The organism is Proteus mirabilis HI4320, from assembly GCF_000069965.1.
GTDB lineage: Bacteria > Pseudomonadota > Gammaproteobacteria > Enterobacterales > Enterobacteriaceae > Proteus > Proteus mirabilis.
Genome location: NC_010554.1, coordinates 1,203,613 through 1,218,302, shown reverse-complemented (window position 1 = coordinate 1,218,302; position 14,690 = coordinate 1,203,613). Strand labels below are relative to the sequence as shown.

Genomic DNA, 14,690 nt, shown 5'->3' with positions numbered 1-14,690 from the left:
TTATATGCGTAGTATATTTTCATAAAACCGTTATAGATTTCTCCTTTTATTGAAATTGGCAAAGCCAAGGATCTGTATATTTAATGAATATATTGGAAAGGGTTCAGTCTAGTCTGGACATCTTGAGTAAATCAGAAAAAAAAGTGGCTGAGGTTGTTTTAACAACACCACAAACCGTGATCCATTCAAGTATCGCTCTTATGGCGAAAACAGCTGATGTTAGTGAGCCCACTGTAAATCGTTTTTGTCGACGCATGGCAACAAAAGGATTTCCAGATTTTAAGTTACAATTAGCACAAAGCATTGCCAATGGTACACCTTATGTCAATCGTAACATTGATGACTCCGATTCTGTCTCTGCTTATACCAATAAAATATTTGAATCCGCGATGGCGGGTTTAGAGAATGTCAAAAATAATCTCGATATTGCGGTTATTAATCGAGCTGTCGATATTCTTACTCAAGCAAGAAAAATCTCGTTTTTTGGTCTAGGTGCTTCTGCCGCCGTCGCACATGATGCCATGAATAAATTCTCACGTTTCAACATTCCCGTGACCTATTTTGATGATGTTATCATGCAACGAATGAGCTGTATAAATAGTATCGACGGTGATGTTGTGGTGATTGTGTCTCACACAGGTCGTACTAAAAATTTAGTCGAAATTGCTAAAATTGCACGTGAAAATGATGCATCAGTAATAGCGATTACCACTTCTGGCTCTTTATTAGCCGCCGAAGCAACGTTACCCATCTTACTTGATGTACCGGAAGATACCGATATCTACATGCCGATGATTTCTCGCCTTGCACAACTTACCGTTATTGATGTTCTGGCTACAGGGTTTATTTTACGCCGAGGGCCAAAATTTAGAGATAACTTGAAGCGTGTCAAAGAAGCATTACGCGATTCGCGCTTTGATAAGTAACCGTTTTAAATGAATTTGTTAGTATAGTCACATTTAGCAGTGTGCCCTTGACTAGATAACTTTTTGAAAAATGGTAGCATAACTGCGAGCTAACTCTCACATATGATGAAAACACCTAAGTATGTTACAATTAGCTTGAAGCGTTTCACTTAACATATTGGATAGAATGTTACTTACCTCCGTTTTATCCAATAGCCAATACCTTTCGTTCAAGGTCAACGGAGTAATGCATGTCCAGACGGCTCAGAAGAACAAAAATTGTTACCACCTTAGGCCCAGCAACAGATCGTGATAATAACCTAGAAAAAATCATTACTGCTGGTGCAAATGTTGTTCGATTAAATTTCTCTCATGGCTCTGCAGAAGATCATCTTGCTCGTGCTAATCGCACCCGTGAAATAGCAGCTAGACTTGGTCGCCATGTTGCTATTTTAGGCGATTTGCAGGGTCCGAAAATCCGTGTTTCGACATTTAAAGAAGGCAAAGTATTTCTTAATGTGGGAGACAAATTTCTCCTTGATGCCAATTTAGAAAAAGGCGAAGGCGACCAAACTAAAGTCGGTATTGACTATAAAGGGTTACCTGCCGATGTTGTTCCTGGCGATATCTTGCTACTTGATGATGGACGTGTTCAATTAAAAGTCCTTAAAGTCGAAGGCCTGAAAGTTTTCACTGAAGTGACTGTCGGTGGCCCATTATCTAATAATAAAGGGATCAATAAACTCGGTGGTGGTCTTTCTGCTGAAGCATTAACTGAAAAAGATAAACAAGATATTATTACTGCAGCCAAAATTGGTGTTGATTATCTTGCTGTCTCCTTTCCAAGAACAGGCGAAGATCTTAATTATGCACGTCGCTTAGCACGTGATGCAGGCTGTGAGTGCCAAATTGTCGCGAAAGTTGAACGTGCCGAAGCCGTTGCCAATGATGAAATTATCGATGAGATCATTCTCGCTTCTGATGTTGTCATGGTTGCCCGTGGTGATTTAGGCGTAGAAATTGGTGATCCTGAATTAGTCGGGGTACAGAAAAAACTCATCCGTCGTGCTCGTCAGCTAAATCGTGTTGTTATCACAGCCACTCAAATGATGGAATCGATGATAACTAACCCAATGCCAACTCGTGCAGAAGTCATGGACGTCGCCAATGCGGTATTAGATGGTACAGATGCCGTTATGTTATCGGCTGAAACAGCAGCAGGACAATATCCCGCTGAAACTGTAGCCGCAATGGCACAAGTCTGCTTAGGCGCGGAAAAAATGCCTGCGGCCAATGTATCAAAACACCGTTTAGATATGGTATTTGATAATGCTGAAGAAGCGATAGCCATGTCAACCATGTATGCAGCTAACCATATGAAAGGCGTTAATGCGATTATCGCTATGACTGAGTCCGGTCGTACTGCCCGTATGATGTCACGAATTAGCACCGGTTTACCTATTTTCTCTATGTCACGCCATGAGAAAACATTAAACCAAACTGCACTTTATCGAGGTGTTACGCCTGTTTATTGCAGTACTCATACTGACGGTATTGCTGCCGCTAATGAAGCTATTATGCGTTTATGTGAAAAAGGCTTTTTAGTTTCAGGTGATTTAGTCTTAGTCACGCAAGGTGACCAGATGGGCACGATCGGAAGTACCAATACTTGTCGTATCCTTACCGTAGAATAATCGTTCTTATTCTTTTATAGCAAAATAGCAAACGGGCACTTTAAATAGTGCCCGTTTTTTTATCTTCCTATTCGTTCACCAGCAATGGACTAGTCTAGGATATTCTCACGCGCATAAGGTTCTATTTCCCCCTCTTTACGCGTTTTTAATAGTTTCAAGATCCAAGTATATTGCTCTGGTGTTGGTGAGACTAACGCTTCTAGCTCTTCATTCATCCGACGCGCAATATAACGATCATCTTGCCCTTCTATATCATCCATCGGCTCACGGATAATAATCTTTAGTTGATGCGTTTTATGACAGTAAACAGGAAACAGTGGCACAATGGCCGCTCTGCATACTTTCATTAATCGGCCAATCGCCGGTAATGTGGCTTTATAGGTACCAAAAAAATCCACAAATTGACTATGCTCTGCACCATGATCTTGGTCAGGTAAATAATACCCCCAAAACCCTTGGCGCACCGTTGAAATAAAAGGTTTTATCCCCGCTTCGCGCGAGTGTAAACGTCCGCCGAAATGGTAACGTGCTTTATTCCATAAATAATCAGTCACCGGATCTTTTTGGTGGTGAAACATTGCTGCCATTTTTTGCCCTTTAGCTGCCAATAACATGGCAGGTACATCAACAGCCCATCCATGCGGTACCATAAAAATAACATTACGCCCTTGTGCTTTTAAGCGCTCTATAATCTCTATCCCTTCCCAAGAGGTACGCTGTAATGTGTGTTTAGCCCCTCTTAAACAAAGATCTGCAAGCATCACGAAAGACTGTGGCGCTGTTTCAAACATTTTATCAAGCACATCTTCTCGTTGTGCTTTATCCCAGTGAGGAAAACAATATCTTAAATTGATATCTGCACGACGTCTGGCACTTTTCGCTTTACGCCCAACAAAACGACCTATAGAAGCAAGGAGCGGATCACGCCATTTTACCGGCATATACGCTAATGCACACAATACGCCTGCACCAAACCAGGTTCCCCAATGACGAGGATGCAAATAGGCGCGGTGAAAAGTCGGTACATAACCCGCTTTACTATCTGTATCTTTTTCTTTATTCATCAGATAACTCGCTGAACTGACACCTCTAAATAGGCGTAAAAATCATTAAAACAAAAACGGATGATATCAATCATCCGCTTTTATGTCTTTAACTTCTTGTTTAATGTCAATTATCTAACGTTAATTGAGGCATGATCTCTTTTACTTTAGCTAAGTATTCACGCTTCTCTTTGCCTGTTAGGCCATCTGCACGAGGTAATTTAGCTGTTAATGGATTAACTGCTTGTTGGTTGATCCATAATTCATAATGTAAGTGTGGCCCTGTGGAGCGCCCTGTATTTCCGGATAGTGCAATGCGATCACCTCGTTTTACACGTTGTCCCGGTTTGACTAACAGTTGGCGTAAGTGCATATAACGAGTGGTATATTGGCTACCATGACGGATAGCAATAAAATTACCTGCTGCACCACTGTATTTAGAGACAATGACTTCACCATCTCCTGTAGCTAAAACAGGCGTACCAACAGGCATAGCAAAATCAACCCCTTTATGCGGTGCAACACGGCCTGTGACAGGATTGATACGGCGAGGATTAAATTGAGAAGAGACTCTAAACTGTTTTACCGTTGGAAAACGCATAAAACCACGTTCTAAACCACCTGCTTGGCTATCATAGTAGCGGCCATCTTCAGCAAGAAAAGCATAGTAATCTTTACCACCACTTCGTAACCGCACACCAATAAGTTCGCTCTGTTCGGTACGACCATCTAAGACTTCACGAGAAAAAAGGGCTGAGAATTTATCACCACTTTGTAATTTTCTAAAGTCTAATTGCCATTGCAAAGCTTTAGTCACTGCGCGAGCTTCTGCGTTAGTTAAGCCAGCATTTGTTGCACTTGCAGAGAAACTACCACGGATAACCCCTGTGGTCACACTATTTTTCCATTCGCCTTTTTGGAACTCTTTTGCTTCAGTAAAACCTGTTTCCGTACGCGTATAAACACGAGTTTCTCGGCGAGAAACGCCCCAACTTAACTCTTGCAATAAACCATCATCATCAAGTTTCCAACTTATTGGTTGGCCTATTTTAAGGTTTCTGAGATCTTTATTTTGATTGGAGAGCGTTGCAATATCAGCTGAGTCGATACCAAATTGCGTTAATATCGAACTTAATGAATCTCCACTGGAGACAATATAAGTATGAGGAACCTGTGCCACTGCGGTGCTAGTATCGACACCATCATCAGCACCTACAAGTCCTTCATCTGTTAGCTGATCACTACTGTCGGTAATAATATCGTCGGTGTTTTCCCCTTGGGTTGTTAGGGGAGTCTGAATACTGATAGGAACTTCTCTGCTTTGTTCGGTGTGAAGCACAACTGGCCGCCATATTGCGACAGCCAGTGTTGCTGCAGTTAACGAACCAAGCATAATTTTATGTGGTAAGGGTAAATTTAAATATACCTGTGCAATGGATCTCGTCTTCTGCTGCACGTTCTTAATTCCTTATTGTGTTTCATTCAGGCAGCTCGCATATTGGTTAGCTAATTGGGTAAGGAATTTCACATAACTATCTTGAGTTAATGCAATCCCACTTCCTAGGGGATCTAATACCCCCATTTTAACTCCAGTGCCTTTCGCCACTGTCTCAATTACTGTCGGCCTAAATTGTGGCTCAGCAAAAATACATGTGGCTTTTTGCTCAACCAACTGTGTTCGTATTTGATGTAATTTCTGTGCACCTGGTTGTATTTCAGGGTTGATCGTAAAATGACCTAATGGCTTTAAATTATAATGTTTTTCGAAGTAGCCATAAGCATCATGAAAGACAAAATAACCCTTGTTTTTAACAGGCGACAGAATATTAACAAGATTTTTATCTGTTTGCTTGAGTTGTTCGCTGAATTTACTTAGGTTTACGTCCAGAAGTTCTTTTTTATCTGGATAGAGCGTCACTAACCTATCGTGGATCTGTTTTGCAGACGACAACGCAATCTCTGGTGATAACCAGATGTGCATATTATAATCACCATGAGAATGATGTTCGTGATTTTCCTCATGTTTATGCACATTGTCATTATCATCTTTCAATAAAAGCGACTTTATTTTGTCAGTTTCCGCTAAAGCCAGCTTATTTTTGTCACTAAGTCTATTTAATGGTCTATCTAAAAAGACTTCCATATCCGGCCCAACCCATACCATTAAATCTGCTGAGGTGATTTTGCGTAAATCCGAAGGTTTTAATGCATAATCATGTGGCGATGCCCCATCAGGTAATAAAACTTCTGTTGGCGTTACACCATCAGCAATTGCTGCCGCAATAAACCCTATCGGCCTAATTGAAGCAACAACATCTGCCTGAACAGATGAACTAAATGAGGCTATCATAGCAGTCACTAAACATGATTTAATTAAAAAACCATGCGCAAATTTGTTGTTTTTATGTAACATAGGCAAAATTCTCGTGAAACGTCATTGGAAATGTTATATTATAACGTTTCAATGATTCTGCAAGTGCTAATTTTATGTCTGACTTAATTCGTTTAAAATCGGTTGGTGTCTCTTTTGGTGAAAGCGTTATTCTAAAAGATATCTCTTTTAATCTAAAAGCAGGCCGTATTCTTACCTTACTTGGCCCTAATGGTGCGGGTAAGTCAACGATTATTCGTTTGGTTTTAGGGTTGTTGGCTCCCTCTTCTGGAAAGATTGAACGTCAACATAGTTTACGTATTGGCTATGTACCTCAAAAACTCTATCTCGATCCAACTATGCCATTGACAGTCAAGCGGTTTATGACCTTAAAACCGGGTGTTAAAGATAAAGATATTTTACCTGCTTTAGAACGAGTCAATGCAGCAAAATTAATAAACGCCCCTATGCAAAAATTATCAGGGGGTGAATCACAACGTGTTTTACTCGCCCGAGCTTTACTTAATCAACCACAACTGTTAGTTCTAGATGAACCCACTCAAGGGGTTGATGTAAATGGTCAATTAGCCCTCTATGATTTAATTAATCAGCTTCGCAATGAATTAGGCTGCGCAATTTTAATGGTGTCACATGACTTACATCTGGTTATGGCTAAAACAGATGAAGTGCTCTGTTTAAATGGTCATATCTGCTGCTCAGGTACACCAGATGTGGTTTCTTCTCACCCTGAATTTATAGCTATGTTTGGTAGTCGTGGTGCTGAACAACTGGGTATTTATCGTCATCATCACCAACATAATAAGGAGTGTCATCATGATTGAGTTGCTGTTACCGGGCTGGATCGCCGGTATGCTCTTAGCGATGGCCGCAGGTCCATTAGGCTCCTTTGTTGTTTGGCGCAGAATGTCCTATTTTGGCGATACCCTCGCCCACGCCTCTTTATTGGGGGTCGCTTTTGGCCTGCTGTTTAATATAGAGCCTTTTTATGCCGTTATTGCCGTAACTTTGCTGTTAGCTATTTTATTAGTTTGGTTAGAACTAAAGCCTCAACTTTCTGTTGATACCTTGTTAGGTATCATGGCTCATAGCGCCCTTTCTTTAGGGCTTGTTGTCGTCAGTTTAATGGCCAATGTTCGTGTTGATTTAATGGCGTATCTCTTTGGTGATTTACTCTCCGTTAATTACCAAGATGTGATCAGTATTTTTATTGGTGTCGTTATTGTTTTATTAGTGATTATCCGTTCATGGCGTCCACTTCTTTCAATGACTATTAATCAAGATATGGCTTTTGTCGATGGTGTGAATATTCAACGCGAACGTTTAAAATTGATGATGATCACCGCATTAACAATTGGGTTGGCAATGAAATTTGTTGGTGCACTTATCATTACGTCACTATTGATTATTCCCGCAGCAACAGCGCGCCGTTTTTCACGTTCACCAGAACAGATGGCAGTGATTGCCGTCGCTGTAGGTATGTTTGCTATCACTGGGGGATTAACTTTCTCTGCATTCTATGACACCCCTGCAGGCCCATCAGTAGTATTAGCCGCCAGTAGTTTATTTGTATTGAGCTTGCTTGTACCAGCAAAGCAGTAGTTGTTTAGCGTTTATCTTATAAACAAAAAAATAGCCTTTGCTAATTTATAGCAAGGGCTATTATAATTTTTTAATTACATCGGGTATTTCTTTACTCGCAAACTTTGTATCACTACCAGTTGGGATAAAATATTGTCCTTTGGGTGAACGGTTTCATTCAACTATTTTTATTCTTTCTTTACTTATATCCGCTATGCGGCACCCATCTGGATCGAAGACTATAATATGCCCACCAGTTGCTTTGAAATATGTTCTAGGTTCTCCCATCAACGGTAACTTGCCACTTCAGTCTTCCGGCTTTGTTGATACATTAATATTTACTCATTGTATTCGATAGTTGCTTCTAAGGCCGTTCTGAGCCAATCCCAAAATGAATCAAACTTACCGACATATTCATAACCTTCACTTGCAAAATCGTGAATAATAATAACCTGATGACGGCTATTTTTATCCCAACACGCTACATCATCATTATCTTCCCGACAGGCAAAAGGAATAATATTTCTATTTGGGTATCTTTTTTTTAAACCACCAAAACGAACCCTGAGCCGCTCTCCTTCCAAAATAATCCAAGGATCAAAATTAAGTAAATTTTGCTCAACTATTCTGAGAAATTCACGTGGGTAAGAAAACCATTCTGGCATTTCGGTTTTGGTTAGTAATTGTTCCATATTAATCAAGAGATCCTATAATTTGCGCATTGCTAGTTGAGTTTTTTCTTTAATTCGAATAAATTAATTGCTGAACCTAAATAAACAGAATTTTCCAAGTTAAAACCTTTAATTAGCGCCAACTTAAATTGACCATCAATTTTGAACGAAGGTCTCCAGTCTATATCTAAAAGATATTCATTAGTACATTATCTATTTCAATAAATGTTGGACAAAATAAACCAGCACAGGCAAGAACGTCTTCTAAATCAACAAAATTCGCCACAAAATTAGTCAATAGTACATTTGCAGGATAACCCGATGGAAACTTCTTAAGTAACGAGTTTGATACTATACCGTCATATATATTCATTCTATCCCCAGTAATTTTCTAATTTCATCAGGAAAACCTCTATCTACAAGACACGCAGTTAGATGATTTTGTGTATTCCATAAATACAGCCATTCTCTATTATATGTCTCTATTACATGGCGGGACGGTAACAAAACTGTACCATCGCCGGTGATACACCTCAAAGGGCAGTGGTTCAGGATACAAGGTTTGAGACGGATTTCACTTTTACGGTGAATATTTTAAATGAGTGTTTGGTATTGATACCGGACAGTGAAGACATTCGAACTATGAAGCAACAGAACCAACAGCAGCAAGCGCAGTTAAGCGATATTAAGCTACAATTGCAGGCGTTGCTTATCGAATAAGAGATAATTAATTGCCTATTTTCGGTGTAAATGTCACATCAAAAGTAGGTAAAAACATAATTTTGAACATAGACACTTATGATGTAATTATTTTATATGAATATATGTTAATTTACTTAATTTGTTATTTTCTATAACGTATTCTTTTACTGTATCAATATAAGATATCAGGTCGTTGTTAGATATTTCTAGTAATGTAGCTGGGACAATACTACTCTTTAATGAGAAATTACAACAATCATTAGGATTTCCAACTTTATCAATAGAATCCCAAAACATGGAATATTCATCACAATAAAAATAAATTTTATCATTATGAAACTCAGGAATTTTGCAGAACTCAACACCATCACTTTGTCGTTCATAAGCATTTTTATCTTGATAAACGAAATATACTAATCTCATATTATCTCCCTTATATTATTTGTTCTAAATTGGAAAAGCAGTTACTACTCTATTTGAGTTAGCATCAGTGACTATTTTTATTGTATTTAAAGCTTGACCGTGTTTTGGTAGCCTTTTTCGGCTTATTAAAATCAGAAATGTATCATGGGCATCATTTTCAAAACGCTGATGAACTGATTGATAAAATTGAGGAATATATCGAGTATTACAATACCAAACGGATCAAGGTTAAATTAAAAGGCCTGACTCTGGTTGAATATCGAAATCAGGCTTTACAAGCCGCTTAACTTAAAGTATCCAACTTTATGGGGTCACTTCACTTTTCCGGCCTTATATTTAGAGAATTTTAAATTGAAAAGTGTCTTGGTCAAATTTTCCAAATTCACTTATGCTATTTAGCACAGAGACAAGCTGTGCAAATTCTTTAGGATACTTTTCCTTGAAAATACTACTATTATACCACAATATAATGACTGGTTTATCTTCTGCATCAATAGGCACCATAAAGTCATATAACGCATCAGGATTATTTGCAAAGTACGGGCCAAAATCAAATTCCTCAGAAAAAAATTGATACACTTCAATAGGTGTTTTCTGTTTATTCCCATCTAGTGTTATTTCTTTCATTACTTATTAACCTCCTTTACAACAGTTCCAAATGCCTAATGCTTCGGCAGTATCGTAATGATTTGAAGTTACGTAAGTTAACCCGTCATTAGAATACAAAAGTCTGGTACCTGATTGCTTCGCTCTAGACATGCTATTATTCAGTCCGATATCAGCTTCATACCATACCCTTCCAGGGACATCAGGTAATATCTTCGTGCTATTAGCAAAAATATCCCCTCCTATTTGACCTCCCAGAATATAATTTCCTAACGCTTTTCCTCTAGACCATCCAGCAGCCTCTGTCTGTGCTTTTGTTATATAGTTATCTGGTAATTTTCCTGTCGCTTTTAAACTATATTTACAACATCATTAGCACTTTCTGCGGTGCTGTAATATTGTTTAAGCAGAGCTCCTTGTGCTGAGCTTGTAGAGTGACTATTTCCTGATAATGAAGCATTTACAACTTGCAACCCAAACGGATCAACCCACCCCGTCGGACAATGCACATACCCATATGGATTCAGCCCACCCAATAGCCCTATGGGGTCTGGGGAAAGATACTGTCCTGTCTCCTTATCATAATAGCGAAAGCGATTATAATACAAGCCACTTTCTTCATCTTCATATTGCCCCGCAAAGCGAAAAGGACATTCGGTATAATTAGGGTCATTCTCCGCCTTACCCTCTCGGTAACGCCAAAACTGCATTTGGCCCCACGTATTCAACCTTCCTGCCCAACTGGCTTGTCCGCCTTCACTGAATATCTCTCGCGGGGTTCCTTGGTGATCGGTGACCACATAGTGCAGTTTTCCCTGTTGATAACGCGCGGTGGGCGTTATCTCTCCGGGTTGATACAGCCATTGGATTTGCTGAGACTCCGCAAGAGTGCCATCGGCATATATCGGCGTTTCTTCTATCAGTTGGTCTCCCGACCATAAATAGCGCCACGTGGTGATTTTAGGCTTAATCTGCGGAAATAATGGGTCTATATGGGCTAAGTCACTGTCAACGGTTTTGGTTTTACTCAGACGTCGACCAAAAGCATCATAAGTATAGTGCCAACAATCCCCTTTCGGTGTAAAGCATGCGGTTAGCTGATTTTGTGTGTTCCATAAATAGCGCCACTCTCTGGGACGAAAACCGCGTGTATGGACAATTTTTTTAGCTAATCGCCCATTAACATCATAATGGTAATCTTGATATCCCTTCGCTGTGTAACGGCGAGTCACCCGTCCTGCTTGCTGTTGCTGAAATAGCTGTAGCATCGCCCCTTGTGCTTCTGAAGGCACCATCGACGAGGACGGCGTTGTTAAGTGCTCCGTGATATTGAGGTTGTTATCATACTGGAATTTTTCGTCCTGATTACCCCATTGTGGACTGTATTGTGTCTTAGTGATTTGGTCATTGGCATTATAGTGATAACGTGTCTGTCGCCAGCGATCATCTTCAATACCCACCACATTATAAGCGCGATCATATTGATAACTGCGGTGCACATCCGTACAAAATGGCGGTTGTTGGGGATGGGCTTGTATCGATTGTAAAAACTGTTCGGTGCCTCGCCCTGCTCGTTGATGAGCCAGTAAACCGGTAGCCGTATAGTGACTGGAATTGACAAATCCGGCGCGACTACGGCGTAAATACTCTTGTCCTACTGCGTTGTAGCTAAATTGAAGTGGTGCATGCTGATTGACTTGCAGTGAAGTTAACTCCCCCAGCGCCCCAAAAGCATAATGCAACTCCCGCTCACCAAAACGAGTCAATGCCAGCGTATTATCAGCTTCATTCCATTGATGAACAATCTCTTGTCCATTAATACGTTCATCTTAAACGAGAGTTTAGTATTGATATCCGATAGTGAAAGCATTCGAACAATTAAGCTGCAATACTAACAGCAAGCGCAACTCAGTGAGATAAAAAACTTTCGCGAACTGATGGAAAAGTATATCAGCGACTAAAGGGTAAACTGAGCGACTCTTAAAAGCGAAGAAGCCCGAAGATTAAAGGTTCTTCTGGCTTATTATCGAATTATATTTTTGTGATTATACCTTTTCCTATATACCCATTCTCCCATATATCAAAAATAGTTCCAATTTTTAAATATGGAAATACTTCATCTGGAGATAAAAATATAATTGGAATATTATCTTTAGACTGGCCGGGATATATATCAACACCTACTTCATTAACTAACATTCTACAATCAAAACCATGTGGAGTTAGCTCTTTAGGTGTCGTGAAAAACAAAGGGCATGCATAGTATCTATCTGATATTATAGGAGATTTACGACCTCCTAATTCAGTTTCAAAGAGAATTATTGTTGCATAAGCTTTCTTCATCTTATTTTCTCGGCAAAGGTGAATAGTTTAAAACATTAGGTTTTAAACCTGCGATAATTTCGCTAGGTAGAACATAAGCAGGAATCCCACCATCCACCTCAGCATAGAATTTAGGATCACTGATTAAATTTTTAGGAACACTAGTTTTAACAATGGTATATGGCTCATCACCAAAGCCTAAAACAGCTTTTTTCCCATATTCGGAAGCACTTTCACCCGAAGTGGTAAAATATTTAGTTTCAATTCCGGGTGGATTACTAAAAGTATTTGTTTGCTTTATATTGTTTAATTCATCTGGGCCGACAGCTCTATACAAATCAACTGTTTCAGGATTAAGCTGTGATGTTCCACTCAACCCAAACGGATCAACCCACCCCGTCGGACAATGCACATACCCATACGGATTCAGCCCACCCAATAACCCTATGGGGTCTGGGGAAAGATACTGCCCTGTTTCCCTATCATAATAGCGAAAGCGATTATAATACAAGCCACTTTCTTCATCTTCATATTGCCCCGCAAAGCGAAAAGGACATTCGGTGTAATTAGGGTCATTCTCCGCCTTGCCCTCGCGGTAACGCCAAAACTGCATTTGGCCCCACGTATTCAACCGTCCTGCCCAACTGGCTTGCCCACCTTCACTGAATATCTCTCGCGGGGTTCCTTGGTGGTCGGTGACCACATAATGCAGTTTGCCCTGTTGATAACGCGCGGTGGGCGTTATCTCTCCGGGTTGATACAGCCATTGGATTTGCTGAGACGCCGCAAGAGTACCATCGGCATATATCGGCGTTCCTTCTATCAGTTGGTCTCCCGACCATAAATAGCGTCACGCTTTATTGACACCAGACAGCGAAGATATTCGAGCGATTAAGCAGCAAAATCAACAACAAGTGCAACTCTGTACGAGAAAACACTCAATTTGCGAACTGATGGTAGAGTATATAACTAGCTTACCGATAGACTATAGAATTTCAAAAGGATAATAAACATTACCTTTATTATCCTTATATTAATTGAAAAATGAAATATTAATTCTATCTATATAAATACAAACATATTTATTTTCATAAAATGAAATTTCATATAACAAATCATCTTGAAGAATTATATTAGATATAATAATTTTATTTTCTAGCAAATAACCATTTAATTCGTATGCAAAAGAATCACCTATTTGTTTTGGTAATATATCAGTGGCCAACTTAGCTCTTACTTCATCGAAAATTTCGAGTTCAAGCTCAACTAAATAAATTTCATTTAACTTTATTGGATTATTTAGGTTACAAATAAAACACGTAAGTGTAATGTCACCAAGTGAAATCGTTACTTCTTCTTCAACATTTGGATTTAATGAAACTACTTCTGCATAATATTTCATGTATTATAACCCATTAGCATCTCTAGGTATAAGATTGATAACTTTTTCATCTTTATTACCATTGAGTAATTTCCAAACGTCTTTACCACTTTTTGTGTGTATAGTTGCTATCTGACCTTGAGGGTTAATACCTACAAATGCCATTTGTACATCACCTCTTTTCGTATTTCTCATGTACATTACATAGCCAGTACGGTATTGTTCTAATGGTTTGTAATAGTACTCAACTTTATGACCTTTTTCTATTACATCTCGGCCAATTTTTAAATATTCAGCTTCTGAAGTAGCTCTGAACTCATGGCCATGTTTTTCGAAATGCTGAGTTAATTTTTGGGAGTCGGCGAAATTAGCATTTTGAAATGCATTTAATTGAGACGTTCCACTCAACCCAAACGGATCAACCCAACCCGTCGGACAATGCACATACCCATAGGGATTCAGCCCACCCAATAGCCCTATGGGGTCTGGAGAAAGATACTGTCCTGTCTCCTTATCATAATAGCGAAAGCGATTATAAAGCCACTTTCTTTATCTTCATATTGCCCCGCAAAACGAAAAGGACATTCGGTATAATTAGGGTCATTCTCCGCCTTGCCCTCGCGGTAACGCCAAAACTGCATTTGGCCCCACGTATTCAGCCGTCCTGCCCAACTGGCTTGTCCGCCTTCACTGAATATCTCTCGCGGGGTTCCTTGGTGGTCGGTGACCACATAGTGCAGTTTACCCTGTTGATAACGCGCGGTAGGCGTTATCTCTCCGGGTTGATACAGCCATTGAATTTGCTGAGATGCTGAAAGATTGCCATCGGCATATATCGGCGTCTCTTCTATCAGTTGGTCTCCCGACCATAAATAGAGCTATTCTCTATCATACGGAGGATATACAGAGGAGCGATAACAAAACTGTACCACCGCCCCGACACACCTTAGAGTCCGTGGTTAAAAGACGCAGG

At 39.7% G+C, this 14,690-nt stretch carries 16 protein-coding genes and 3 pseudogenes; 5 read left to right on the top strand and 14 right to left on the bottom strand.

The window, feature by feature from the left end:
* Positions 1–83 precede the first annotated feature (83 nt).
* Together PMI_RS05580 and pyk are read left to right on the top strand one after the other, a co-directional pair.
* A complete protein-coding gene (locus tag PMI_RS05580; RefSeq protein ID WP_012367880.1) occupies positions 84–926 on the top strand; it encodes a MurR/RpiR family transcriptional regulator in 843 nt (280 codons plus the stop codon).
* A 230-nt stretch (positions 927–1,156) separates the two neighbouring features.
* Positions 1,157–2,599: a pyruvate kinase gene (gene pyk, locus PMI_RS05575; protein ID WP_004242765.1), complete on the top strand. Its 1,443-nt coding sequence runs from the start codon at positions 1,157–1,159 to the stop codon at positions 2,597–2,599.
* An 89-nt stretch (positions 2,600–2,688) separates the two neighbouring features.
* On the opposite strand, the gene lpxM is transcribed toward pyk, so the two are convergent.
* From lpxM to znuA, 3 genes are all read right to left on the bottom strand, one after another.
* Positions 2,689–3,663: a lauroyl-Kdo(2)-lipid IV(A) myristoyltransferase gene (lpxM, locus tag PMI_RS05570; RefSeq protein WP_004242762.1), complete on the bottom strand. Its 975-nt coding sequence runs from the start codon at positions 3,661–3,663 to the stop codon at positions 2,689–2,691.
* Positions 3,664–3,769: 106 nt separating this feature from the next.
* The gene (gene mepM / locus PMI_RS05565) at positions 3,770–5,098 is read right to left on the bottom strand and encodes a murein DD-endopeptidase MepM (RefSeq protein WP_004242759.1); all 1,329 of its coding nucleotides are present in this window, start codon (positions 5,096–5,098) and stop codon (positions 3,770–3,772) included.
* Positions 5,099–5,110: 12 nt separating this feature from the next.
* The gene (znuA, locus tag PMI_RS05560; protein ID WP_004242757.1) at positions 5,111–6,055 is read right to left on the bottom strand and encodes a zinc ABC transporter substrate-binding protein ZnuA; all 945 of its coding nucleotides are present in this window, start codon (positions 6,053–6,055) and stop codon (positions 5,111–5,113) included.
* A gap of 74 nt (positions 6,056–6,129) precedes the next feature.
* Here znuA and znuC point away from each other — a divergent pair, with 74 nt between their 5' ends.
* Together znuC and znuB are read left to right on the top strand one after the other, a co-directional pair.
* Positions 6,130–6,855, top strand: coding sequence for a zinc ABC transporter ATP-binding protein ZnuC (znuC, locus tag PMI_RS05555; RefSeq protein WP_004242756.1), 726 nt, complete (start codon positions 6,130–6,132; stop codon positions 6,853–6,855).
* Positions 6,848–7,633: a zinc ABC transporter permease subunit ZnuB gene (gene znuB / locus PMI_RS05550; protein ID WP_004247983.1), complete on the top strand. Its 786-nt coding sequence runs from the start codon at positions 6,848–6,850 to the stop codon at positions 7,631–7,633. The genes znuC and znuB overlap by 8 nt, the downstream gene beginning before the upstream one ends.
* A gap of 317 nt (positions 7,634–7,950) precedes the next feature.
* On the opposite strand, the gene PMI_RS05545 is transcribed toward znuB, so the two are convergent.
* The 3 genes from PMI_RS05545 to PMI_RS05535 all read right to left on the bottom strand — a co-directional run bounded on the left by PMI_RS05545 (position 7,951) and on the right by PMI_RS05535 (position 9,408).
* Positions 7,951–8,304 (bottom strand): hypothetical protein, encoded by a 354-nt coding sequence (locus tag PMI_RS05545; protein ID WP_012367879.1) that lies wholly within the window; start codon positions 8,302–8,304, stop codon positions 7,951–7,953.
* Positions 8,305–8,470: 166 nt separating this feature from the next.
* Positions 8,471–8,656 carry a hypothetical protein gene (locus tag PMI_RS05540; RefSeq protein ID WP_012367878.1) on the bottom strand — a complete coding sequence of 62 codons (186 nt, stop codon included), beginning with the start codon at positions 8,654–8,656 and terminating at the stop codon, positions 8,471–8,473.
* A gap of 434 nt (positions 8,657–9,090) precedes the next feature.
* Entirely contained in the window at positions 9,091–9,408 is a 318-nt protein-coding gene (locus PMI_RS05535) for a hypothetical protein (protein ID WP_012367876.1), read from the bottom strand.
* A gap of 80 nt (positions 9,409–9,488) precedes the next feature.
* Here PMI_RS05535 and PMI_RS19775 point away from each other — a divergent pair, with 80 nt between their 5' ends.
* Entirely contained in the window at positions 9,489–9,695 is a 207-nt protein-coding gene (locus tag PMI_RS19775; RefSeq protein WP_041707092.1) for an IS3 family transposase, read from the top strand.
* 49 nt (positions 9,696–9,744) lie between these two features.
* On the opposite strand, the gene PMI_RS05525 is transcribed toward PMI_RS19775, so the two are convergent.
* The 8 genes and pseudogenes from PMI_RS05525 to PMI_RS18945 all read right to left on the bottom strand — a co-directional run.
* A complete protein-coding gene (locus tag PMI_RS05525) occupies positions 9,745–10,035 on the bottom strand; it encodes a barstar family protein (protein ID WP_012367875.1) in 291 nt (96 codons plus the stop codon).
* 6 nt (positions 10,036–10,041) lie between these two features.
* Positions 10,042–10,353, bottom strand: a pseudogene (locus PMI_RS19770) (ribonuclease domain-containing protein); the annotation flags it as partial.
* Between the two features lie 11 nt (positions 10,354–10,364).
* A complete protein-coding gene (locus PMI_RS19270) occupies positions 10,365–11,756 on the bottom strand; it encodes an RHS repeat domain-containing protein (RefSeq protein WP_269764212.1) in 1,392 nt (463 codons plus the stop codon).
* Between the two features lie 289 nt (positions 11,757–12,045).
* Positions 12,046–12,357 (bottom strand): hypothetical protein, encoded by a 312-nt coding sequence (locus PMI_RS05515; protein ID WP_012367874.1) that lies wholly within the window; start codon positions 12,355–12,357, stop codon positions 12,046–12,048.
* 349 nt (positions 12,358–12,706) lie between these two features.
* Positions 12,707–13,183 (bottom strand): annotated as a pseudogene (locus PMI_RS05510) (RHS repeat-associated core domain-containing protein); the annotation flags it as partial.
* Positions 13,184–13,369: 186 nt separating this feature from the next.
* On the bottom strand, positions 13,370–13,738 hold the full coding sequence (locus PMI_RS05505; protein WP_012367873.1) for a UCP019853 family protein: 369 nt from the start codon (positions 13,736–13,738) through the stop codon (positions 13,370–13,372).
* Positions 13,739–13,741: 3 nt separating this feature from the next.
* Complete coding sequence (locus PMI_RS19490; protein ID WP_185969118.1) at positions 13,742–14,125, bottom strand: hypothetical protein; 384 nt, start codon at positions 14,123–14,125, stop codon at positions 13,742–13,744.
* Positions 14,120–14,592 (bottom strand): annotated as a pseudogene (locus PMI_RS18945) (RHS repeat-associated core domain-containing protein); the annotation flags it as partial. The gene PMI_RS19490 and the pseudogene PMI_RS18945, both read right to left, overlap by 6 nt.
* Positions 14,593–14,690: the final 98 nt, after the last annotated feature.

Coding starts and splice junctions, on each gene's coding strand:
- PMI_RS05580 (WP_012367880.1), top strand. CDS start 84: ATGAATATATTGGAAAGGGTTCAGTCTAGTCTGGACATCTTGAGTAAA.
- pyk (WP_004242765.1), top strand. CDS start 1,157: ATGTCCAGACGGCTCAGAAGAACAAAAATTGTTACCACCTTAGGCCCA.
- lpxM (WP_004242762.1), bottom strand. CDS start 3,663: ATGAATAAAGAAAAAGATACAGATAGTAAAGCGGGTTATGTACCGACT.
- znuA (WP_004242757.1), bottom strand. CDS start 6,055: ATGTTACATAAAAACAACAAATTTGCGCATGGTTTTTTAATTAAATCA.
- znuC (WP_004242756.1), top strand. CDS start 6,130: ATGTCTGACTTAATTCGTTTAAAATCGGTTGGTGTCTCTTTTGGTGAA.
- znuB (WP_004247983.1), top strand. CDS start 6,848: ATGATTGAGTTGCTGTTACCGGGCTGGATCGCCGGTATGCTCTTAGCG.
- PMI_RS05545 (WP_012367879.1), bottom strand. CDS start 8,304: ATGGAACAATTACTAACCAAAACCGAAATGCCAGAATGGTTTTCTTAC.
- PMI_RS05540 (WP_012367878.1), bottom strand. CDS start 8,656: ATGAATATATATGACGGTATAGTATCAAACTCGTTACTTAAGAAGTTT.
- PMI_RS05535 (WP_012367876.1), bottom strand. CDS start 9,408: ATGAGATTAGTATATTTCGTTTATCAAGATAAAAATGCTTATGAACGA.
- PMI_RS05525 (WP_012367875.1), bottom strand. CDS start 10,035: ATGAAAGAAATAACACTAGATGGGAATAAACAGAAAACACCTATTGAA.
- PMI_RS05515 (WP_012367874.1), bottom strand. CDS start 12,357: ATGAAGAAAGCTTATGCAACAATAATTCTCTTTGAAACTGAATTAGGA.
- PMI_RS05505 (WP_012367873.1), bottom strand. CDS start 13,738: ATGAAATATTATGCAGAAGTAGTTTCATTAAATCCAAATGTTGAAGAA.